Source organism: Mesorhizobium sp. C277A (assembly GCF_040324395.1).
Classification (GTDB): domain Bacteria; phylum Pseudomonadota; class Alphaproteobacteria; order Rhizobiales; family Rhizobiaceae; genus Mesorhizobium.
In genome coordinates this window covers 2,868,224-2,888,028 of sequence record NZ_JAMYVW010000002.1, presented here as the reverse complement: position 1 = coordinate 2,888,028, position 19,805 = coordinate 2,868,224, and the positions used below count along the sequence as shown (strand labels likewise).

The following is a 19,805-nucleotide window of genomic DNA, read 5'->3' as shown; positions in this document are numbered from 1 at the left end:
GCAACTGAGCACCGCGGCAGTTATCAGGGCTTCGGCTTCAGCCCATCGATAAACAGCTGTTCGAGAAAGCGCGCCGCATCCTCGAAGCGGCCGTCGCCGCCGCGGTCGGCGCCGAGCACGGCGCGGACCTGGACGTCGAAATCGGCGTAATGCTGGGTCGTCGCCCAGATCGAGAAGATCAGGTGCCAGGGATCGGTGCGGGCGATCTTGCCGGCGCGCATCCAGCCCTTGACGACGTTGGCCTTTTCGTCGACCAGCGTTTTCAGCTCTCCTTCCAGCAGCGGCATGATGCGCGGCGCGCCTTGCAGGATCTCGTTGGCGAACAGCCGGCTCTCCCTGGGAAAATCACGCGCCATTTCGAGCTTGCGCCGGATGTAGCTCCTGAGCTCGGTCAGGGGGTCGCCGATGTCGTCGAGTTCACGTAGCGGCGCCAGCCACGTCGCCAGCAGCCGCTCCATCAGCGTTTCGTGGATGTCTTCCTTGCGGCGGAAATAATAGAGCAGGTTCGGCTTCGACATCCCCGCGGCCTCGGCGATCTGGTCGATGGTCGAGCCGCGAAAGCCGTTGGTGGAGAAGACTTCGAGCGCTGCTTCCAGGATCAGTTCGCGCTTTTCCTGCTGGATGCGGGTGCGGCGAGGGGCTGAGCCTTCCATGGCGCCGCTCACCCCTGCAAGCCTTGGCCGAGCGGGTCATCTGGACCAATTCTCTGGACCAGTTTTTCTCTTACCCGTGGAGCGCACTTCGCAGGCCGCATTTCCGCTAGTAATCCCTTGACCGCCGACAGGGCGGTGCTAACGTTTGTCCAATCGGTCAAAAATTTGCGTAGCATGAAAACGCAGCAAAGACCAAGCTTTGGAAAGACCAAGCGTTAGCCGCACCGAAACAGGTTACAAGGGGAAGTCTTGGTCATGTCCAACCGGCTGAAAGTCACGCCGAACGATCTCAGCGCATTCTGGATGCCGTTCACGGCAAACCGGCAGTTCAAACAGGCGCCGCGCATGTTCGTGTCCGCCAAGGACATGCATTACACCACCAGCGACGGCCGCAAGGTGCTCGACGGCACCGCCGGCCTGTGGTGCGTCAATGCCGGCCATTGCCGTCCCAAGATCACGGAAGCGATCCAGCATCAGGCGGCCGAACTCGACTATGCGCCGGCCTTCCAGATGGGACACCCGATTGTGTTCGAACTGGCCAACCGCCTGGTCGACCTCGCGCCCAAGGGCATGGACCATGTCTTCTTCACCAATTCCGGTTCGGAATCGGTGGAAACCGCGCTGAAGATGGCGATCGCCTATCACCGTGTGAAGGGTGAGGGCGCGCGCACCCGCCTGATCGGCCGCGAACGCGGCTATCACGGCGTCAATTTCGGCGGCATCTCGGTCGGCGGCATCGTCACCAACCGCAAGATGTTCGGCACGCTGCTCGGCGGCGTCGACCACATGCCGCACACGCATCTGCCGGAAAAGAACGCCTTCTCCAAGGGCGTGCCGGAATATGGCGCGGAACTCGCCAACGAGCTGGAGCGCATCGTTGCCCTGCATGACGCCTCGACCATCGCCGCCGTCATCGTCGAACCGGTCGCCGGCTCCACCGGCGTCATCCTGCCGCCGAAGGGCTATCTGCAGAAACTGCGCGAGATCTGCACCGAGCACGGCATTTTGCTGATCTTCGACGAGGTCATCACCGGTTTCGGCCGTCTCGGCGCGCCGTTCGCAGCGGATTATTTCGGCGTCACGCCCGACATCATGACCACCGCCAAGGGCGTCTCCAACGGCGTCATCCCGATGGGCGCGGTGTTCGTGAAGAAGGAAATCCACGACGCCTTCATGACCGGCCCCGAGCACATGATCGAGTTCTTCCACGGCTACACCTATTCGGGCAATCCGATTGCGTGCGCCGCGGCACTCGGCACGCTCGACACCTACAAGGAAGAGGGCCTGCTGACCCGTGGCGAGGAACTGGCGACTTACTGGGAAGATGCGCTGCATTCGCTGAAGGACGAGCCGCATGTCATCGACATCCGGAATATCGGCCTGATCGGCGCGATCGAACTGGCGCCGATCGCCGGCAGCCCGACCAAGCGGGCCTTCTCGGCCTTCGTCAAGGCGTTCGAGCGCGGCGCGCTGATCCGCACCACCGGCGACATCATCGCGCTGTCGCCGCCACTGATCATCACCAAGGGCCAGATCAACGAATTGATCGACCATGTCAGAGAAGTGCTGAGGGCGATCGACTAATCTATCCAGCCAGTCGGGCGGCGGCGGGAACCGCCGCCCGGTTGGTTATATGAAATGAGAGGACTTTGAATGGCCGCCCCGGGCGAGAATCTGCGAATCAATTCAGACCGTTTGTGGGATTCCATCATGGAGATGGCGAAGATCGGCCCCGGTATTGCCGGCGGCAACAATCGCCAGACCGTGACCGACGAGGACGGCGAGGGACGGCATCTGTTCAAGCGCTGGTGCGAGGCGGCCGGGCTCGAAATGGGGCTCGACGAAATGGGCACCATGTTTGCCCGCCGGGAAGGCGCTGATCCCAGCCTGCCGCCGGTTTATGTCGGCAGCCATCTGGACACGCAGCCGACCGGCGGCAAATATGACGGCGTGCTCGGCGTGCTCGGCGGGCTGGAGATTATTCGCTCGCTTAACGATCTCGGCATCCAGACCAGGCATCCGATCGTCGTTACCAACTGGACCAATGAGGAAGGCTCGCGCTTTGCCCCGGCTATGATGGCGTCCGGCGTGTTCGCCGGTGTGCTCGATCAGGCGGACGTGTATCAGCACACTGATAAACAGGGCAGGAAATTTGGCGAGGAGCTGGAGCGCATCGGCTGGAAAGGCACCGAGAAAGTCGGTGATCGCAAGATCCACGCCTTCTTCGAACTGCATATTGAGCAGGGGCCGATCCTCGAGGACGAAGGCATCGACATTGGCGTCGTCACCCACGGCCAGGGCCTGAAATGGCTGCAGGTAACGCTGACCGGCAAGGAGGCGCATACCGGCTCGACCCCGATGCCCAAGCGCCGTAATGCCGGGCTCGGCATGGCTCGGGTCATCGAACTGGTGCACGAGATCGCCATGGACTACCAGCCCGACGCCGTCGGCGCGGTCGGCCACATGGAGGTGTTTCCGAACTCGCGCAACATCATCGCCGGGCGCACCGTCTTCACCATCGACATCCGCTCGCCCGAGAAGGAAGTGCTGGACGCGATGGATGGGCGCATACGCGAAGGCATCGACACAATCTGTGAGGCGCTCGACATCCAGTACAAGGTCGAGCAGGTCGGCGCTTTCGATCCGGTCACCTTCGATGCCGGCTGCGTCAAGGCGATCCGCGACGCCGCCGATCGGCTCGGCTATTCCCACCGCAACATCGTCTCCGGCGCCGGCCACGACGCCTGCTGGATCAACCGCGTTGCGCCGACCGCCATGGTGATGTGCCCCTGCGTTGACGGGTTGTCACACAACGAGGCTGAGGAAATCACCAAGGAATGGGCCGGCGCCGGCGCCGACGTGCTGTTCCATGCGGTGGTAGAGACAGCGGGGATCGTGGCGTGAACTAAGATCTGTATTCAAAACGACGCTCACAAGAAGCGCGAAGAGAACAAGGGAACACGACAATGACCAAAGTCATCCGAAACGGCACCATCGTCACCGCCGACCGCACCTGGAAGGCCGATGTGCTGATGCAGCACGGCAAGATCGTCGCCATTGGCTCGAACCTGCATGGCGACCATGAGTTCGACGCCAGCGGCTGTTACGTCATGCCGGGCGGCATCGATCCGCACACCCATCTCGAAATGCCGTTCATGGGCACCTATTCGGCCGACGATTTCGAGTCCGGGACGCGTGCGGCCCTTTCCGGTGGCACCACGATGGTGGTCGATTTCTGCCTGCCGGCGCCGCAGCAATCGCTGCTGGAAGCGTTGCAGATGTGGGACAACAAGACCTCGAAGGCTGCCTGCGACTACTCCTTCCACATGGCGATCACCTGGTGGGGCAAGCAGGTGTTCGACGAGATGGCCACCGTCGTCGACAGAGGCATTACCTCGTTCAAGCATTTCATGGCCTACAAGGGCGCGCTGATGGTGGACGACGACGAGATGTACGCGTCGTTCCAGCGCTGCGCCGATCTCGGCGCGCTGCCGCTCGTTCATGCCGAGAATGGCGACGTGGTTGCGGCGCTGTCGCAAAAGCTGCTCGCTGCCGGCAATAATGGTCCCGAGGGACACGCCTATTCGCGGCCGCCGGAAGTGGAAGGCGAGGCGACCAACCGCGCCATCATGATCGCCGACATGGCCGGCGTGCCGCTCTATGTCGTGCATGTGTCCTGCGAGCAGAGCCACGAAGCCATCCGCCGCGCCCGCCAGAAGGGCATGCGGGTTTTCGGCGAGCCGCTGATCCAGCATCTGACGCTGGATGAAAGCGAGTATTTCGACAAGGATTGGGACCATGCGGCGCGCCGCGTCATGAGCCCGCCCTTCCGCAACAAGCTGCACCAGGATTCGCTGTGGGCCGGCCTGCAGGCGGGATCGCTGCAGGTGGTGGCGACCGACCACTGCGCCTTCACCACCAAGCAGAAGCGCAACGGCGTCGGCGATTTCACCAAGATCCCGAACGGCACTGGCGGGCTTGAAGACCGCTTGCCCGTGCTGTGGACGACGGGCGTCAACACCGGGCGGCTGACGATGAACGAGTTCGTCGCGGTGACTTCGACCAACATCGCCAAGATCCTCAACATGTATCCTAGGAAGGGCGCCATCGTCGAAGGCGCGGACGCCGACATCGTGGTGTGGGACCCCAGCGCCAAGAAGACCATCACCTCGAAGAAGCAGCAATCGGTGATCGACTACAACGTCTTCGAAGGTTTTGAGGTGACCGGCCTGCCGCGCTTCGTCTTTTCGCGCGGCGAATTGTCGGTCGAGGAAGCGGAGGTCAAGGCCAAGCCCGGCCATGGCGAATTCGTCGCCCGCGAGCCGAACGCGGCGGTCAACCGGGCTCTATCGACCTGGAAGGACATCACCGCGCCGCGCAAGGTCGAACGCACCGGCATTCCGGCGACAGGCGTTTGACGTTGCGGAGCCCGGGGGCGCTCATTTCACTGGTCGTGGCGATGGTGGTCGCTGGTCCGGCAACAGGGGCCGAGAGGCTGGTGGGCTTCTGGGGCAACGATGCCGGTTGTGTCTTTGCAAAGGCCGGCTTTCAGGGCCGCGACGATTATATCGTGCTGACCGCCGAGGGCATCGAGACCTATGGCAGCGGCTGCCGGTTCGCGCAGCAATTGACGTGGGCGCCGGGCACGCAATCACTTGATGCGACCTGTTCCGCCGAAGGCGAGGCGGGGACGACGGCTGAAACCGTTGTGGTCACCAACAAGGGCGAGGGTGGGTTCTTCGTGACCATTCCCGGTCTTGAAGAAATGGGGCCGTTGCAACCGTGTTCGTGACGTTGGAGCTGGGGGAATGAGCGCGCGCGGTTTGGGGCCATCTGTTGCGATGGTAGTCGTTCTGGCTGCGGGTCAGGCCCTTGCGGCAGGCATCGACCTGACGAAACCCTATGGGGACAAATATGGCTGCATCAACCGCAACGGCCAGGAAGTCGCCGCCGATCGGATGCTGCTTTTGACCGACGAGGCATTGGTCACCGCCGCCAGCGCCTGCACCTTCACGGAGAAGCAAGCGCAGGCTGATGGTTCGCTGGTGGTGACGGCGACATGCGAGGCCGAAGGTGAAGACGGACAGGAGCCGACCAAATTCACCATCAAGCGCAGCGCCAAGAACGCCAAGAAGCTGACGGTCGCCGACGAGGACGGCAATGTCATGGGCGAAGTGGCGCGGTGCAAATGACGGCAGTCCCGTCAGCGTCAGGCCACCAGCGCATCCAGCTCCGGCAACAGGACGACGCTTTCCTGTTCATTGGGATCGGTGCGGGCGATGACGGCCGAGGACGGGGCGTTGCTCATATTGGCCGGCAGATGCGGTACGCCGGCCGGGATGTAGAAGAGGTCGCCGGCCTTGACGACGATGTGGTTCTCGAGCCTGTCGCCATACCATGTGTGGACCTCGCCCGAGAGCACATAGATCGCCGTCTCATGGCTTTCATGCAGATGCGCCTTGGCGCGGGCGCCGGGCGGCAGGGTGAGCAGATGCATGCAGATGCCGGACGAGCCGACCGTCTCGGCTGCAATGCCGGCAAAATAGGTCAATCCCTGCTTGCCTTCATAAGTGCTTTCAGGACGGATAAGGTGACAAGTGGGTTTGGGCGACATCGGCAAGGCTCCGGGCGTCGAGTGGGTGGGATTGGACGAGTGGAAAGCAACATCAACGCGAATGCAACGGCATTTCATCCTGGGCGGCTGCGAGAGGCAGGCAGCAAGCGATGACGGGACAATCGCCAGCCGTCGTCTCGGCAAGCAGACTTGGCCTTACCTTTCAGACCAATGACGGTCCGGTAGAGGCGCTCTCCAATGTCGACCTGACCATCGGCAAGGGCGAGTTCGTCTCCTTCATCGGCCCATCGGGCTGCGGCAAGACCACCTTGCTGCGCGTCATCGCCGATCTGGAAAAACCGACATCGGGCATGATCTCGGTCAACGGCATGACGCCGGAACAGGCGCGCGAGAAACGCGCTTATGGCTACGTCTTCCAGGCGGCAGCCCTTTTCCCGTGGCGCACGATCGAGCGTAACGTGGCGCTGCCGCTGGAGATCATCGGCCTTTCGAGAGCGGAGCAGGCCGAGCGCATCAAGCGCACGATGGAGCTCGTCAACCTCTCCGGCTTCGAGAAGAAATACCCTTGGCAGCTTTCCGGCGGCATGCAGCAGCGCGCTTCGATCGCCCGCGCGCTCGCCTTCGACGCCGACCTGTTGCTGATGGACGAGCCCTTCGGCGCGCTGGACGAGATCGTGCGCGACCATCTCAATGAACAGCTTCTGGAATTGTGGGCGCGCACCAACAAGACGATCTGCTTCGTCACCCATTCCATCCCCGAGGCGGTGTATCTGTCGACGCGCATCGTCGTCATGTCGCCGCGCCCAGGTCGGGTTACCGACATCATCGAATCGACGCTGCCAAAAGAGCGGCCACTGGATATCCGCGAGACGCCGGAATTTTTGGCGATCGCGGCCAGGGTACGCGATGGCTTGAGGGCAGGGCACAGCTATGATGATTGAGGGGGTAGCGAATGAGTGCGGACGTCGCCGCCACGCCTTCGTCATCCTAGGGCGAAGCAAGGAGCGAAGCGACGCGGGGCAGACCCTAGGATCCATACCGTTACCTATACGGTCCGCAACGGTGCAAAACGGTGCACACGCCGCTGCGCCCGCGAAGGCGAACATTCTCAACCGCTTATACCCCTCGGCCAACGTCACGGAATGGATCCTAGGGTCTGCACGACGCTTCGTGTCGCTCCGCCCTAGGATGACGAACGCGGAGGTGGTCGGCCTCCGCTTCGCTCCGGCCACCCTCTTCCCGGCGGGGAGAGGAGAAGGGGAGCGCGCCTGATGGACACCTTCCGCGAAAAATTCATCCCCGTGACCTCCATCCTCCTGGGCGTGGTGGTGCTCTGGTATGTCTTCGCCGTCATCCTAAACGCGCCCTTCCAGCGCGACCTCGACCGGCGCGCCGGGGAAACCCACGACACCGTCGAATTCATCGGCAAGACGCTGTCGCAGCCCAAGCCGACGCTGCCGGCGCCGCATCAGGTGGCGGTGAACTTCTTCGAGAACACCTTCCTGCGGCCCATCACATCGAGCCGAAGCCTCGTCTACAATGCCTGGGTGACCCTGTCGTCGACGTTGCTCGGCTTTGCCTTCGGCACGGCGCTCGGCATCGTCATCGCGGTTGGCATCGTGCATGTGGCGACGCTCGACCGCAGCCTGATGCCGTGGATCATCGCCTCCCAGACGATTCCCATTCTGGCGGTGGCGCCGATGATCATCGTCGTGCTGGGGGCGATCGGCATCAGCGGTCTGATCCCAAAGGCGATGATCTCGACCTACCTGTCGTTCTTCCCGGTGACGGTTGGCATGGTGAAGGGCCTGCGCTCGCCCGAACTCATGCATCTCGACCTGATGCACACCTACAATGCCAGTGTCTCGCAGACCCTCTGGAAGCTGCGGGTGCCGGCCTCGGTGCCGTTCCTGTTCACCTCGATGAAGGTGGCGGTGGCGGCGAGCCTGGTCGGCGCCATTGTCGGCGAACTGCCGACCGGTGCTGTCGCCGGCATCGGCGCCAAGCTTTTGGCAGGCGCCTATTACAGCCAGTCCATCGACATCTGGTCCGCCCTTGTGGCGGGCTCGGTGGTGGCGGCCCTTCTGGTCATGGTGGTCGGCATAGCCGGGCGCCTCGTTGACCGCGCGATGGGCGGGAGGCCGGCATGAACTGGCTGAAGCCCTCCTGGCAAGCCGTGCTGGCCATTGCGCTGTGCCTCGTCGCCGTCGCGCTCGGTGCGATGTCGAAGCCGGAAGCGGCCGCCCTTGCAGACCCGACAGCAAGCTTCGACTACCCCTATTTCGGGATAAAGACCCCGATGATCGGCCTGGCCGTGCTGGCAGGGCTGATCTCGATGATCAGAATTTCGCCGCTGGCCGAGGCTGCGGTGCTGTTCATCGGCGCTCATCTCGTCGCCTGGATGCTGATCTCGGGCATTACAGGTTTCGAAGGCACGGCATTGGCGCCTTATTTCCTGCTGCTCGCCGCTGCCTGGCTGCTGGCCTGGCGCTGTGTGGCGGTGCTGTCGGGGCTTCGCCCGATGGCAAAAGGGGCGCGGATGGCGCTGCGCCTCATCATCCCGGCGATCTTCGGCGCCTGGATCCTGATCATATGGGAAGCGGTGACGCGTGGCGCCGGCATTCCCTTCATCCTTTTGCCGCCGCCGAGCGCCATCGGTGTGCGCATCGCCAGTTCCCTGCCGGTGCTCGGCGCCGATATCAGGCAGACCATCTTCAAGGCGGTGATCTTCGGTTATGTCATCGGCAGCGGCGCCGGCTTCCTGGTGGCGATTGCGGCCGACCGCGTGCCGTTCCTGCGCCGCGGTCTGCTGCCGATCGGCAATATGGTCTCGGCGCTGCCGATCATCGGTGTGGCGCCGATCATGGTGATGTGGTTCGGCTTCGACTGGCCGTCCAAGGCCGCGGTCGTCATCATCATGACCTTCTTCCCAATGCTGGTGAACACGGTTGCCGGTCTTGCCGCCTCCGGCCATATGGAGCGCGACCTGATGCGCACCTATGCGTCGGGCTACTGGCCAACACTCTTGAAGCTCCGGCTGCCGGCGGCAGCGCCCTTCATCTTCAACGCGCTGAAGATCAACTCGACGCTGGCGCTGATCGGCGCCATCGTCGCCGAGTTCTTCGGCACGCCTGTGGTCGGCATGGGCTTTCGCATCTCGACCGAGGTCGGGCGGATGAACATCGACATGGTCTGGGCCGAAATCGCAGTTGCAGCACTGGCGGGTTCGGTCTTTTATGGCGTGGTCGCTCTCGTCGAGAGAGCCGTCACGTTTTGGCATCCCTCTGTCCGTGGTGGATAGGGCGGTGGGTTCGGGTGTTAACTTCAGAGGGTAAAAACATGAAAAGACTGATCATTCCGATGCTGGCCGGCGCGATGTCGCTGGCCGCGTTCCAGGCAATGGCCGCCGACAAGGTGACCTTGCAGCTGAAATGGGTCACGCAGGCGCAGTTTGCCGGCTACTATGTCGCCAAGGCCAAGGGTTTTTATGAAGCAGAAGGCCTCGACGTCGACATCAAGCCGGGCGGTCCCGATATCGCACCCGAGCAGGTGATCGCCGGCGGTGGCGCCGACGTCATCGTCGACTGGATGGGCGGGGCGCTCGCCGCGCGCGAAAAGGGCGTGCCGCTGGTCAACATCGCCCAGCCGTTCAAGAAGGCCGGTATGGAGCTGGTCTGCCCGAAGGACGGCCCGATCAAGACCGAAGCCGATTTCAAGGGTCACACGCTGGGCGTCTGGTTCTTCGGTAACGAATATCCATTCTACGCCTGGATGAACAAGCTCGGCCTGAAGACCGAAGGCGGCCCGGACGGCGTCACGGTTTTGAAGCAGAGCTTCGACGTGCAGCCGCTGATCCAGAAGCAGGCGGATTGCATTTCGGTCATGACCTACAACGAGTACTGGCAGCTGATCGATGCCGGCTACAAGCCGGACCAGCTCACCGTGTTCAACTACTCGGCGATGGGCAACGACCTGCTTGAGGACGGGCTCTATGCCTCGGAAGACAAGCTCAAGGATCCGGCTTTCGAAGACAAGATGGTGCGTTTCGTGCGCGCCTCGATGAAGGGCTGGAAATATGCCATCGACAACAATGACGAGGCCGCGGGCATTGTCATGGACGGCGGTGGCCAGGACGAAAACCACCAGAAGCGGATGATGAGCGAAGTCGCCAAGCTGATCGACAATGCCGACGGCAAGCTCGACCCGGCGACCTACGAGCGCACCGCCAAGGCGCTGCTCGACCAGAAGATCATCACCAAGGCGCCGACCGGCGCCTACACCACGGCGATCACCGACAAGGCGATCAAATAAGCCTGGCCAGGCAATTTCGACCTCGAGAGCGGCGCCTTTGACCAAATGTCAGAGGCGCCGTTCCTTTATGGTGTTCATGACGAAGCTGGTCTCGATCGAAGCGACGCATTTCAGCCGCGCGATCTTTTCCTTGATGAAGCGCTCGTACTGTTCGAGGCTGCCGGTCACCACCTTCAGCACATAGTCGCGCGACCCGGTGACGAGGTGGCATTCCAGCACCTCCTCCCACCCGCGGATGGCGTCCTCGAACATGACGATCTCGTCCTCGTTCTGGCGGCTGAGCCGAACGGTGGCGATGGCGACCATGTTCCAGCCGAAGGCGGCCGGGTCGACCAGCGTGGTATAGCCCCGGATAATGCCGGCCTCCTCCAGCCGGCGTACCCTCCTCAAACATGGCGACGGCGACAGGCCGATGCGCTCCGCAAGCTCATTGTTGGTGATGCGGGCGTCGGCCTGCAGCTCGCGCAGGATCTTGCGGTCGAAATCGTCGGCTATCTTCTGCTGCACTTTTGCTCTCGCTCGGCAATTTGTTGCCGGGATGCAGCCATGCGAGGCCGAAAATAGCAAGGACTGGCGGACCGGGATCGCATAAATTGCTGCACGAGACTCCTCCAGATGCAGGAAAAGCCATGACCGCGCCGCGCCCGTCGAAAACCCACATCGGCAACCACAAGCTCCATCCGGAAACGTTGATGTTGAGCTATGGCTTCGATCCGCAACTGTCGGAAGGCGCCGTCAAGCCGCCGGTGTTCCTGACCTCGACCTTCGTGTTCAAATCGGCGGAGGAGGGGCGCGACTTCTTCGACTACACATCCGGCCGCAAGGAGCCGCCGAGCGGCACGGCGTCCGGCCTGGTCTATTCGCGCTTCAACCATCCGAACTCAGAGATCGTCGAGGACCGGCTGGCGGTCTATGAGGGAACGGACGCCTGCATCCTGTTCTCGTCGGGCATGTCGGCGATCGCCACCACGCTGCTCGCCTATGCCCGGCCGGGCGATGTCATTCTGCATTCGCAGCCGCTTTACGGCGGCACCGAGACGCTTTTGACGCGCACGCTGTCCGGCTTCGGCATCGGCGCTGTCGGCTTCGCCGACGGCGTCGACGACAAGGCGGTGCGGGCCGCTGCGGATGCTGCGGTGGCGAAGGGGCGTGTCTCGGTCATTCTCATCGAGACGCCGTCAAATCCGACCAACAGCCTGGTCGACATCGCACTGATCCGGAAGATTGCCGACGAGATCGGCGCAAGCCAAGGATCAACGCCGATCATCGTCTGCGACAACACGCTGCTCGGCCCGGTGTTCCAGCGGCCGATCGAACATGGCGCCGATGTCTCCGTCTATTCGCTGACCAAATATGTCGGCGGCCATTCCGACCTGATCGCCGGTGCAGCCATGGGCAGCAAGGCGGTGACCAAGCCGATCAAGGCGCTGCGCGGCGCCATCGGCACGCAACTCGACCCGCATTCCTGCTGGATGCTCGGCCGCTCGCTGGAGACGCTGTCGATCCGCATGGAGCGCGCCAACGACAATGCGCGGCTCGTGGCCGAATTCCTGCGCGATCACGCCAAGGTCGAGAAGGTGCATTACCTGTGCTTCCTGGGCGAGGACACCGCAGCGGGACGGGCCTACAAGGCGCAATGCAGCGGCGCCGGGTCGACATTTTCTTTCGATATCAAAGGCGGAGAGAAGGCGGCCTTCGCCTTTCTCAACGGGCTGCAAATATTCAAGCTGGCGGTGAGCCTTGGCGGCACGGAATCGCTCGCCAGCCACCCGGCGGCCATGACCCATTCCGGCATCCCCTTCGACGTGCGCCAGCGCATCGGCGTGCTGGAGACGACTGTCAGGCTGTCGATCGGCGTCGAGCATCCGGACGATCTTATCGCCGACCTGACGCAGGCGCTGGTAGCGGTCTGATAGCTCGCTTGTAGATATCAGGAAAGGGGCGATCGCCTTGGCAGCGTCGGCGGGACAGCACCCCCTCTGGCCTGCCGGCCATCTCCCCCTCAAGGGGGGAGATCAGCAGCTCTGACCATAGCGCCCTGTCTGCAACGCTGCAGATTGGCGAAGGGCGACATGACATCCAATCTCCCCCCTTGAGGGGGAGATGTCCGGCAGGACAGAGGGGGGTGTGACGAACTCGGCTTCGCTACGAAGTTCTTAGGCCTTGTCGCGGATCTGCGTCATCGTCCGCGTCGGCGTGATCGCCTCGGGATCGAGCCTTATCTCGACGATCGCCGGCTTGCCGCTGGCGCGGGCCCGCTCGAAGGCAGGGGCAAAATCTGCCGTGTTCTCGACCGTCTCGCCGTGGCCGCCATAGGCGCGGGCAAGAGCGGCAAAGTCAGGGTTCTTCAGATCGGTGGCGACGACGCGGCCGGGATAGTCGCGCTCCTGGTGCATGCGGATGGTGCCGTAGATGCCGTTGTTGACGACGATGACGATGATCGGCAGGTCGTATTGCACGGCGGTGGCGAATTCCTGTCCGTTCATCAGGAAGCAGCCGTCGCCGGCAAAGGCGATCACGGTGCGGTCGGGATGGAGCGCCTTGGCGGCGACCGCGGCCGGCGTGCCATAACCCATCGAACCGGAGGTCGGCGCGCCCTGCGTGGCGAAGCGGCGAAAGCGGTGGAAGCGGTGCACCCAGGTGGCGTAATTGCCGGCGCCGTTGGTGAAAATGGCGTCGTCGGGCAGAACCTTTTCCAGGTAATTCATGATCGGTCCCATCTGGACCGGGCCGGGGCCGGTCTCAGGCGGCGTCGACCAGTCGAGGTAGGCGGCATGGTGCTTTGGCGTCTCATCCGCCCAGGCTGGCGCGGAGGCTGGCTTGCGCTTGGCGAAGGCTTCGACGAAGGCCGATGGCGAGGCGTTGATCGCCAGCGTCGGCCGGTAGACGCGGCCGAGTTCACCGGCGTCGGCATGGACATGGACCAGCGTCTGGTCGGGATAGGGGCTTTTCAGCAACGTGTAGTCGGAGGACGGCATCTCGCCCATGCGGCCGCCGATCAGCAGCACCAGGTCGGCCTGCTTGATGGCGGTGGCCAGCTTCGGGTTGATGCCGATGCCGACATCACCGGCATAGTTCGGGTGCAGATGGTCGAACAGCATCTGGCGGCGGAAGGAGCAGCCGACCGGCAGCGACCAGGCCTCGGCAATGGTGCGCATGCGAGCCACCGCTTCCTCGTCCCAGCGTGTGCCGCCGAGGATGACGAAAGGGCGTTTGGCCTTGCCGAGCAGTTTCTCCAGCGCGTCGAGTTCGGCTTCGCCGGGGCGGGTTTCGACCGGCGTGTGCGGCAAGGCCGCAGGCGCGTCGACCAGGCTGGTCAGCATGTCTTCCGGCAGCGAGATGACGACGGGGCCGGGGCGGCCCGATGTCGCGACGGCGAAGGCGCGGGTGACGAGTTCGGGGATGCGCGCGGCATCGTCGATCTCCACCACCCATTTGGCGATGTCGCCGAAGAAGCGCTTGTAGTCGACCTCCTGGAAAGCCTCGCGCTCCTTGGCGTGGCTGGCGACCTGGCCGATGAACAGGATGACGGGTATCGAATCCTGCATGGCAATGTGAATGCCGGCCGATGCATTGGTGGCGCCGGGGCCGCGGGTGACGAAGCAGATCCCGGGCTTGCCGGTCAGCCGCCCCTGGCAGTCGGCCATCATGGCGGCGCCGCCTTCCTGTCGGCAGACAATGGTGCGGATGGGCGAGTCATGCAATGCGTCGAGCACCGCGAGATAGGATTCGCCGGGCACGCAGAAGATGCGGTCGGTGCCGTTCGCCTCGAGTGCGTCGACAATCAGTTGTCCACCGGTCTTCATCGTCCAGACTTCTCCAGTTCGGCAAGGATTTCTTGCGTGTGTTCGCCAAGGCGCGGCGAGGGACGCTCATAGACCAGCGGTGTGCCGGACATCACCATCGGCGCGCGTACCGAGGGCAGACGATTGCCATGGCCATCGTCGAGGTCGAGGCGCATGCCGCGTGCGATCGTCTGCGGGTCGGCAAACATCTGGCCGATGTCGTTGATCGGGCTCGCCGGCACGCTTGACGCTTCGAGCCTGGCCAGCAACGGGTCGCGATCCCAATTCTTCAGCGTCTCGATCAAGTGCTCGCGCAACTTCACCCGGTTGGCCACGCGGGCCGGATTGGTGGCGAAATCGGGATTCGCTGAGAGATGGTCGAGACCGACGGCGGCGCAGAATTTGGCGAACTGGCCGTCATTGCCGACCGCCAGGATGATGTGGCCGTCCCTGACCGGGACAACCTCATAGGGCGCAATGTTCATATGCGCATTGCCCATCTGCACCGGCGCCTTGCCGGAGACGAGATAGTTGAGGTTCTGGTTGCCGAGTGCGGAAATCTGCGTGTCGAACAGCGCCATGTCGATATGCTGGCCTTCGCCGGTCTTTTCGGCATGGCGAAGCGCTGCCTGGATGGCGATCACAGAGTAAAGGCCGGTGAAGATGTCGGAAATAGCGACGCCGGCCTTTTGCGGCTCGCGCCCGACCTCGCCGGTGATCGACATCATGCCGGCCATGGCCTGGATGATGAAATCATAGCCGGCGCGTGGGGCGTAAGGCCCGTCCTGGCCGAAGCCGGTGATCGAGCAGTAGACGAGCTTTGGATTGATCGCCTTCAGGCTCTCGTAATCGAGCCCGTATTTCTTCAGGCCGCCGAGCTTGAAATTCTCGATCAGAATGTCGGCCGTGGCAACCAGCCGGCGCACCGTCTCGGCCCCTTCCGATGTCGAGAAATCGACGGCGATGGAACGCTTGCCGCGATTGCAGGAATGGTAATAGGCGGCCGACAGGTTCTCGCCATCATGGCTCATGACGAAGGGCGGACCCCATTTGCGGGTATCGTCGCCGCCTTCGGGGCTCTCGACCTTGATGACATCGGCGCCGAGATCGGCCAGCAATTGTCCTGCCCAGGGGCCGGCCAGGATGCGGGCGAGTTCGACGACGCGGACGCCTTTCAGCGGAGGTTCAGCCATAAATCACCAAAAACGGGTCGGAACCGCAGCCTCTATCAACCCGGGATGCCGCTGTCACGGGCCTTGCGGTAGGCCAGCGATGTCACTCTTTGAGCACGCTATCGGCCCAGGCAGCGAAATCGTCCATAACGGTGTCGCGGTTCACCTCGTTCAGGCTTTCGTGGCGGGTGTCGGCGTAAACCTTTGAAACCAGATTCGAAAAGCCCATCGCGCGCATCCGCTTGGTGAGATGATCGATGCCTTTGCAATAGTCGGAGGCCGGATCCTTCTCGCCGCCGACGATGCTGACGGGCAGGTCGCGCCTGATGCCGGCAAAGCCCGCATCCTTGCCGCCTTTCTGCGCCATCTCCACGACATCGCGCCACATCGAGATCGAGGCATCCCAGCCGCACAGCGGGTCGGCAATGTACTTGGCCACTTCAGCCTCGTCGCGCGACAGCCAGTCGAACGGCGTCTTGTGGTTGGGCACCGCCTTGCCCCAGGCCTGGAAGGTCAGCCTGGGCAAGACGCGTGAGGGAACATCGGAGCCGAGCCTGAAGCGCTCATAAGCGAGGATGGCGAGTGCAAGCTGACCAAGCAGGCCTTGTGAGAAATTGCCGTTCCAGATCGCCGCGGCGTGGACGCGCGGCGAGTGCGCCAGCAGGTAGTTGAGCGCCACCGACGCACCCATCGAATGGCCGAACAGGATGACCGGCAGGCCGGGCTGCTCCTTCGCAATCAAATCGTGGACTGCGTCGACATCGGAGATCACCTTGGCCGGGCCGCTTGTGCCGGCGAATCTGCCGAGCGGGGCATCGGGCGCCTTGGTCGCGCCATGGCCGCGATGGTCGTGGACGTAGAGATGAAAGCCGCGGGTGCTGAGGTAATCGGCGAAGCGGGCATAGCGCGCGGCGTGTTCGGCCAGGCCGTGATTGACCTGGACTACCGCGCGTGGAGAGCCCCCCGCGTGCTTCACATAGAGATTGAGCGTGGCCCCGGTCGGTGAGGCCAGCGTCGTCTGCTTGTCAAATGCCATGTCTCGCTCCCTTGGCGACTGTTGGGCGACGGCGTGACCGACGTCAAGGGGAGGTCGAAATCAGCCGGCGTCACTATTGACAGTGTGCTGTCAATTTGGCTATATGACAGCATGCTGTCAAATTACATCGGGAACATGAGCATGAAAACCGTTTCGACCGTTTCGCGCCGCGCGTTTCTGCTGGCGAGCCTTTCATCCGCAATGCTCCTGCCCGGCATTGCTTCCAGCCAGACCAGGGAGACGACCATGAAGACCTCAACCATTGCCGGCCCGCAGGGCCAGCTTGCCGGCTACGACATCAAATCCGGCGGCGGCCTGCCGATCCTGTTCGCGCATGGCGATTGCAGCCGCGCCACACAGTGGAACCGGGTGATGCAGCTCACCGCAGGTGGCCGTGAGGCGGTCGCCTTCGATTTTCGCGGCCATGGCGCATCGGCGCCTGCAGCTGATGCCGACTACGGCTATGACGGCCGTTCCGACGATATAGTGCGGTGGCCGATGCGTTCGGCCTGAAGCGGTTTGTCCTCGTTGCACATAGCGGCGGCAGTGGGGCCGCGCTCGCCTATGCCGCCGGCCATGCCGACCGTGTTGCCGGCATCCTGCTGGTCGATCCGGCGACCGATCCGCGCGCCCTGCCCAAAGAGATTCGCGACGGGTTCGTGCGCGATCTGGCGGGGCCAAACGGCGGCGACGTCCTGAGCGCTTATTACACCTCGATCGCCGGATCCAATCCAGATGTCCGCAAACGGGTCCTCGCCGATGCGGCGGTGGTCGATCCGGCGGCTCTGGCAGGCGTCGGCAAGGCGCTGGCGGAATGGAATCCCGAACCGACGCTCGACGCCTATCGCGGGCCGATCTTCGTGCTGGCTACGGAGGCCAATGACAATGCGGCGGCCCTGTTTCGGCTGTGCAGCCGAATTGGCCACAGAACCGTCGCCGGTTCCGGCCATTGGGTGATGCTTGACAAGCCGGAGGCGGTGGCTGAAGCCGTCAACACTTTCGTTTCCACCATCGAGGCCGGCCAGAAATGACAAGCAGGACCGAAGCCGGAGATGTGCTCACCGAAATGGTGCTTGCCGTGTTCCGGCTGAATGGCGGGTTTCTCGACGCGGCCGACCGGCTGGCCGAGCCTGCCGGGTTAACGGCGGCGCGCTGGCAGGTTCTGGGCGCGGTGCTGAAGGAGCCGAAATCGGTGGCCGACATTGCCCGCGACATGGGGCTTGCCCGCCAGAGCGTGCAGCGCCTTGCCGACATTCTGGCCGCCGAAGGGCTTGCCGCCTATGCGGACAACCCGGCGCACCGCCGCGCGAAGCTCCTGGCGATGACCGATGCCGGCCGGGCCGCGATCCGGGATATCGGCACGCGCCAGCATGTCTGGGCCAACCGCATCAGCGAGGGCATCGAGGCTCGCGCGCTCGAGACAGCGCTTGATCTGCTGCGTATGTTGACGAAGCGGGTCGAGGAGGGCGGGGTCTGATCGACAGAGCGATTGTTTTTTGCGGCGGACGAAAGAAATCGTAATTCTGACATGTCACACGTTTCTAGCTTGCGCTATGAAACGCTAGGAGTGCTGGAATGCGGATATCGGCGATATGGGGTGCGGTGTTGGTGGCGCTGGCCGGTGTCGGCCTAGCGCGCGCCGATGTGAAGATGAGCGGCTCCTTCATGGCCGATGCGGCTTGCCCGGCGACGCAGGCAATCAAGAGCGGCAAGAACCCCGGCAATATCGCGACAACGGCTGGACAGAGCTACGACCTCCTGGCCGGCAACAAGGATGCGCCGACGCATTACCTCATCCGCGTGCCGGGCGCCGATCCTGAGCGTCGCTGGGTCAAGATCAGCTGCGGTCATGTCACCGGCGGCAGCGCAGCCGCCCAGCCGGCCGCGCCCGCCGATCAGGGCAAGCCTGCGGCTTCGGGAAAGCCCGAATATGTCTTTGCGCTGAGTTGGCAGCCGGCCTTCTGCGAAACCAAGGCAAGCAAGCCCGAATGCCAGGCGCAGACGGCGGGCGGCTTCGACGCGTCGCATTTCACGTTGCATGGGCTCTGGCCGCAGCCGAACGGCAATTTCTATTGCCAGGTGCCGGCGAGCGACAAGGCCAATGACAATCCGGCCCATTGGGCAGACCTGCCGCCGGTCAACCTCGATGCCAATACGCGCGCCGAACTCGACCAGGTGATGCCTGGCACCGCCTCCAAGCTCGAACGGCATGAATGGATCAAGCACGGCACCTGCTACGGCAAGAGCCAGCAGGAGTATTTTGCCGAGGCGCTGAACCTGATGCGGGCGGTGAATGCGTCGCCGGTGCGCGAGCTCTTCACCAGGAACGTCGGCAAGCAACTGACTTCGGACCAGATCCGCAGCACCTTCGACAGCGCCTTCGGCGCCGGGGCGGGCGCGCGGGTGCGTGTCTCCTGCCTGGTCGATCCGTCGAGCGGCAGGCGGCTGATCGGCGAGCTGACGCTGGGCCTGACCGGCCCGATCGGCCCCGACAGTTCGCTGGGCACTCTCATGCTCGCCTCGGCGCCGACGACCAAGGCGGGCTGTCCGAAGGGTTCGGTCGATGCGGCCGGGTTCCAGTAGGATATCCGTCTGTCGCTTAGCAGTGACGCGGTGATATGGTCTGGATGTGTTTCATTCGGCGGGGGTGGCGATGAGTGGCATGACATCAGGCGGGCTGGCGCGGCTGGCTTTCTGGGCCAGGGGAATGACAGCCATAAAAGACGGCCGCATGGAATGGCCGGGCTTTTCCTATACCGATGCCGAGTGGGCGCGCATGCGCGTGCTTGCCGCGCCGATCGGGGCAGGCCGCTACCAGCTGTTCACTTGGGTCAATGCCGCGATCTTCATCGCCATTGCCGCGCTCGGCATCGTCTGTGTCTTCCTGCCGCTGGCGACACTTTTGTTTCCGGTGCCGGCCGACACCAGCGCGCTCAAATTCTCGGCTCTGCTGGCGGCGTGTGCCTTCCTCATAATCGGGCTCGGCTTGCCGATCTCCATGCGCCTGTCGAGCGCGTTGGCCATCTCCCGGGAGATGCGCGCCGGTCTTGTCGGCAAAGCCGGTGACGAAGCGCTGGCGGCAAAAGTGTCTTGGCAGATCAACCGCATCATGCTGGTCATGTGCGGCCTGCTGGTGCCCGGCATTCTGTTGTTCATCGCTTATGACATCGATGCCAGTCCGATCATCACCGTGCTGAAATGGCTGGCCATCGCGCTGATAGCCGTTTCAGTTGCGGTCGGCGCGTTGCAGCAGCGCAAGCGGAGCTGACAGCC

Annotated in this window: 21 protein-coding genes; 15 read left to right on the top strand and 6 right to left on the bottom strand. The window is 63.4% G+C overall.

Features of this window, described 5'->3' with window-relative positions; all coding sequences use genetic code 11:
• Nucleotides 1–23 precede the first annotated feature (23 nt).
• The gene (locus NKK52_RS14420) at nucleotides 24–653 is read right to left on the bottom strand and encodes a TetR family transcriptional regulator C-terminal domain-containing protein (RefSeq protein WP_023682188.1); all 630 of its coding nucleotides are present in this window, start codon (nucleotides 651–653) and stop codon (nucleotides 24–26) included.
• Between the two features lie 255 nt (nucleotides 654–908).
• Between NKK52_RS14420 and aptA the strand changes: the two genes are divergently transcribed.
• The 5 genes from aptA to NKK52_RS14395 all read left to right on the top strand — a co-directional run bounded on the left by aptA (nucleotide 909) and on the right by NKK52_RS14395 (nucleotide 5,845).
• Nucleotides 909–2,237, top strand: a complete 1,329-nt coding sequence (gene aptA, locus NKK52_RS14415) for an omega-aminotransferase AptA (protein WP_023682187.1) — start codon at nucleotides 909–911, stop codon at nucleotides 2,235–2,237.
• Nucleotides 2,238–2,306: 69 nt separating this feature from the next.
• The gene (locus tag NKK52_RS14410) at nucleotides 2,307–3,557 is read left to right on the top strand and encodes a Zn-dependent hydrolase (protein ID WP_023690832.1); all 1,251 of its coding nucleotides are present in this window, start codon (nucleotides 2,307–2,309) and stop codon (nucleotides 3,555–3,557) included.
• A 62-nt stretch (nucleotides 3,558–3,619) separates the two neighbouring features.
• Nucleotides 3,620–5,071 (top strand): dihydropyrimidinase, encoded by a 1,452-nt coding sequence (gene hydA, locus NKK52_RS14405; protein ID WP_023682186.1) that lies wholly within the window; start codon nucleotides 3,620–3,622, stop codon nucleotides 5,069–5,071.
• Between the two features lie 41 nt (nucleotides 5,072–5,112).
• Nucleotides 5,113–5,445, top strand: a complete 333-nt coding sequence (locus NKK52_RS14400) for a hypothetical protein (RefSeq protein WP_050588123.1) — start codon at nucleotides 5,113–5,115, stop codon at nucleotides 5,443–5,445.
• Between the two features lie 16 nt (nucleotides 5,446–5,461).
• A complete protein-coding gene (locus tag NKK52_RS14395) occupies nucleotides 5,462–5,845 on the top strand; it encodes a hypothetical protein (RefSeq protein ID WP_031197044.1) in 384 nt (127 codons plus the stop codon).
• Nucleotides 5,846–5,862: 17 nt separating this feature from the next.
• Here the strand turns inward: NKK52_RS14395 and NKK52_RS14390 are convergent, their stop codons facing one another.
• Nucleotides 5,863–6,267: a cupin domain-containing protein gene (locus tag NKK52_RS14390; RefSeq protein WP_031196380.1), complete on the bottom strand. Its 405-nt coding sequence runs from the start codon at nucleotides 6,265–6,267 to the stop codon at nucleotides 5,863–5,865.
• Nucleotides 6,268–6,377: 110 nt separating this feature from the next.
• On the opposite strand from NKK52_RS14390, the gene NKK52_RS14385 reads away from it, so the two are divergent.
• The 4 genes from NKK52_RS14385 to NKK52_RS14370 all read left to right on the top strand — a co-directional run bounded on the left by NKK52_RS14385 (nucleotide 6,378) and on the right by NKK52_RS14370 (nucleotide 10,539).
• Nucleotides 6,378–7,169: an ABC transporter ATP-binding protein gene (locus NKK52_RS14385; protein ID WP_023682182.1), complete on the top strand. Its 792-nt coding sequence runs from the start codon at nucleotides 6,378–6,380 to the stop codon at nucleotides 7,167–7,169.
• A gap of 330 nt (nucleotides 7,170–7,499) precedes the next feature.
• The gene (locus NKK52_RS14380; RefSeq protein ID WP_023682180.1) at nucleotides 7,500–8,378 is read left to right on the top strand and encodes an ABC transporter permease; all 879 of its coding nucleotides are present in this window, start codon (nucleotides 7,500–7,502) and stop codon (nucleotides 8,376–8,378) included.
• On the top strand, nucleotides 8,375–9,529 hold the full coding sequence (locus tag NKK52_RS14375; protein ID WP_023682179.1) for an ABC transporter permease: 1,155 nt from the start codon (nucleotides 8,375–8,377) through the stop codon (nucleotides 9,527–9,529). The genes NKK52_RS14380 and NKK52_RS14375 overlap by 4 nt, the downstream gene beginning before the upstream one ends.
• A gap of 38 nt (nucleotides 9,530–9,567) precedes the next feature.
• On the top strand, nucleotides 9,568–10,539 hold the full coding sequence (locus NKK52_RS14370; RefSeq protein ID WP_023682178.1) for an ABC transporter substrate-binding protein: 972 nt from the start codon (nucleotides 9,568–9,570) through the stop codon (nucleotides 10,537–10,539).
• Nucleotides 10,540–10,587: 48 nt separating this feature from the next.
• Here NKK52_RS14370 and NKK52_RS14365 read toward each other — a convergent pair whose 3' ends face one another.
• Nucleotides 10,588–11,046 (bottom strand): Lrp/AsnC family transcriptional regulator, encoded by a 459-nt coding sequence (locus NKK52_RS14365; RefSeq protein WP_023682177.1) that lies wholly within the window; start codon nucleotides 11,044–11,046, stop codon nucleotides 10,588–10,590.
• Between the two features lie 122 nt (nucleotides 11,047–11,168).
• Between NKK52_RS14365 and NKK52_RS14360 the strand changes: the two genes are divergently transcribed.
• Complete coding sequence (locus tag NKK52_RS14360; RefSeq protein WP_023682176.1) at nucleotides 11,169–12,452, top strand: cystathionine gamma-synthase family protein; 1,284 nt, start codon at nucleotides 11,169–11,171, stop codon at nucleotides 12,450–12,452.
• A 243-nt stretch (nucleotides 12,453–12,695) separates the two neighbouring features.
• Here the strand turns inward: NKK52_RS14360 and NKK52_RS14355 are convergent, their stop codons facing one another.
• The 3 genes from NKK52_RS14355 to NKK52_RS14345 all read right to left on the bottom strand — a co-directional run bounded on the left by NKK52_RS14355 (nucleotide 12,696) and on the right by NKK52_RS14345 (nucleotide 16,532).
• Nucleotides 12,696–14,345 (bottom strand): thiamine pyrophosphate-binding protein, encoded by a 1,650-nt coding sequence (locus NKK52_RS14355; protein WP_023682175.1) that lies wholly within the window; start codon nucleotides 14,343–14,345, stop codon nucleotides 12,696–12,698.
• The gene (locus NKK52_RS14350) at nucleotides 14,342–15,517 is read right to left on the bottom strand and encodes a CaiB/BaiF CoA transferase family protein (protein ID WP_023682174.1); all 1,176 of its coding nucleotides are present in this window, start codon (nucleotides 15,515–15,517) and stop codon (nucleotides 14,342–14,344) included. The genes NKK52_RS14355 and NKK52_RS14350 overlap by 4 nt, the downstream gene beginning before the upstream one ends.
• Before the next feature lie 82 nt (nucleotides 15,518–15,599).
• Nucleotides 15,600–16,532, bottom strand: coding sequence for an alpha/beta fold hydrolase (locus NKK52_RS14345; protein WP_023682173.1), 933 nt, complete (start codon nucleotides 16,530–16,532; stop codon nucleotides 15,600–15,602).
• A gap of 141 nt (nucleotides 16,533–16,673) precedes the next feature.
• On the opposite strand from NKK52_RS14345, the gene NKK52_RS14340 reads away from it, so the two are divergent.
• From NKK52_RS14340 to NKK52_RS14320, 5 genes are all read left to right on the top strand, one after another.
• A complete protein-coding gene (locus NKK52_RS14340; RefSeq protein ID WP_156939231.1) occupies nucleotides 16,674–17,045 on the top strand; it encodes an alpha/beta fold hydrolase in 372 nt (123 codons plus the stop codon).
• On the top strand, nucleotides 17,024–17,563 hold the full coding sequence (locus NKK52_RS14335) for an alpha/beta fold hydrolase (RefSeq protein ID WP_023682171.1): 540 nt from the start codon (nucleotides 17,024–17,026) through the stop codon (nucleotides 17,561–17,563). Before NKK52_RS14340 ends, NKK52_RS14335 begins: the two co-directional genes overlap by 22 nt.
• On the top strand, nucleotides 17,560–18,009 hold the full coding sequence (locus NKK52_RS14330) for a MarR family winged helix-turn-helix transcriptional regulator (RefSeq protein ID WP_023682170.1): 450 nt from the start codon (nucleotides 17,560–17,562) through the stop codon (nucleotides 18,007–18,009). Before NKK52_RS14335 ends, NKK52_RS14330 begins: the two co-directional genes overlap by 4 nt.
• A 98-nt stretch (nucleotides 18,010–18,107) precedes the next feature.
• Nucleotides 18,108–19,115, top strand: a complete 1,008-nt coding sequence (locus NKK52_RS14325; RefSeq protein ID WP_023682169.1) for a ribonuclease T2 family protein — start codon at nucleotides 18,108–18,110, stop codon at nucleotides 19,113–19,115.
• A gap of 70 nt (nucleotides 19,116–19,185) precedes the next feature.
• Nucleotides 19,186–19,800, top strand: coding sequence for a hypothetical protein (locus NKK52_RS14320; protein ID WP_156939230.1), 615 nt, complete (start codon nucleotides 19,186–19,188; stop codon nucleotides 19,798–19,800).
• Nucleotides 19,801–19,805 lie beyond the last annotated feature (5 nt).

What these genes read in the sequence shown, in the direction of transcription:
- NKK52_RS14420 (WP_023682188.1), bottom strand. Translation starts at nt 653, where the DNA reads ATGGAAGGCTCAGCCCCTCGCCGCACCCGCATCCAGCAGGAAAAGCGC.
- aptA (WP_023682187.1), top strand. Translation starts at nt 909, where the DNA reads ATGTCCAACCGGCTGAAAGTCACGCCGAACGATCTCAGCGCATTCTGG.
- NKK52_RS14410 (WP_023690832.1), top strand. Translation starts at nt 2,307, where the DNA reads ATGGCCGCCCCGGGCGAGAATCTGCGAATCAATTCAGACCGTTTGTGG.
- hydA (WP_023682186.1), top strand. Translation starts at nt 3,620, where the DNA reads ATGACCAAAGTCATCCGAAACGGCACCATCGTCACCGCCGACCGCACC.
- NKK52_RS14400 (WP_050588123.1), top strand. Translation starts at nt 5,113, where the DNA reads ATGGTGGTCGCTGGTCCGGCAACAGGGGCCGAGAGGCTGGTGGGCTTC.
- NKK52_RS14395 (WP_031197044.1), top strand. Translation starts at nt 5,462, where the DNA reads ATGAGCGCGCGCGGTTTGGGGCCATCTGTTGCGATGGTAGTCGTTCTG.
- NKK52_RS14390 (WP_031196380.1), bottom strand. Translation starts at nt 6,267, where the DNA reads ATGTCGCCCAAACCCACTTGTCACCTTATCCGTCCTGAAAGCACTTAT.
- NKK52_RS14385 (WP_023682182.1), top strand. Translation starts at nt 6,378, where the DNA reads ATGACGGGACAATCGCCAGCCGTCGTCTCGGCAAGCAGACTTGGCCTT.
- NKK52_RS14380 (WP_023682180.1), top strand. Translation starts at nt 7,500, where the DNA reads ATGGACACCTTCCGCGAAAAATTCATCCCCGTGACCTCCATCCTCCTG.
- NKK52_RS14375 (WP_023682179.1), top strand. Translation starts at nt 8,375, where the DNA reads ATGAACTGGCTGAAGCCCTCCTGGCAAGCCGTGCTGGCCATTGCGCTG.
- NKK52_RS14370 (WP_023682178.1), top strand. Translation starts at nt 9,568, where the DNA reads ATGAAAAGACTGATCATTCCGATGCTGGCCGGCGCGATGTCGCTGGCC.
- NKK52_RS14360 (WP_023682176.1), top strand. Translation starts at nt 11,169, where the DNA reads ATGACCGCGCCGCGCCCGTCGAAAACCCACATCGGCAACCACAAGCTC.
- NKK52_RS14355 (WP_023682175.1), bottom strand. Translation starts at nt 14,345, where the DNA reads ATGAAGACCGGTGGACAACTGATTGTCGACGCACTCGAGGCGAACGGC.
- NKK52_RS14350 (WP_023682174.1), bottom strand. Translation starts at nt 15,517, where the DNA reads ATGGCTGAACCTCCGCTGAAAGGCGTCCGCGTCGTCGAACTCGCCCGC.
- NKK52_RS14345 (WP_023682173.1), bottom strand. Translation starts at nt 16,532, where the DNA reads ATGGCATTTGACAAGCAGACGACGCTGGCCTCACCGACCGGGGCCACG.
- NKK52_RS14340 (WP_156939231.1), top strand. Translation starts at nt 16,674, where the DNA reads ATGAAAACCGTTTCGACCGTTTCGCGCCGCGCGTTTCTGCTGGCGAGC.
- NKK52_RS14330 (WP_023682170.1), top strand. Translation starts at nt 17,560, where the DNA reads ATGACAAGCAGGACCGAAGCCGGAGATGTGCTCACCGAAATGGTGCTT.
- NKK52_RS14325 (WP_023682169.1), top strand. Translation starts at nt 18,108, where the DNA reads ATGCGGATATCGGCGATATGGGGTGCGGTGTTGGTGGCGCTGGCCGGT.
- NKK52_RS14320 (WP_156939230.1), top strand. Translation starts at nt 19,186, where the DNA reads ATGAGTGGCATGACATCAGGCGGGCTGGCGCGGCTGGCTTTCTGGGCC.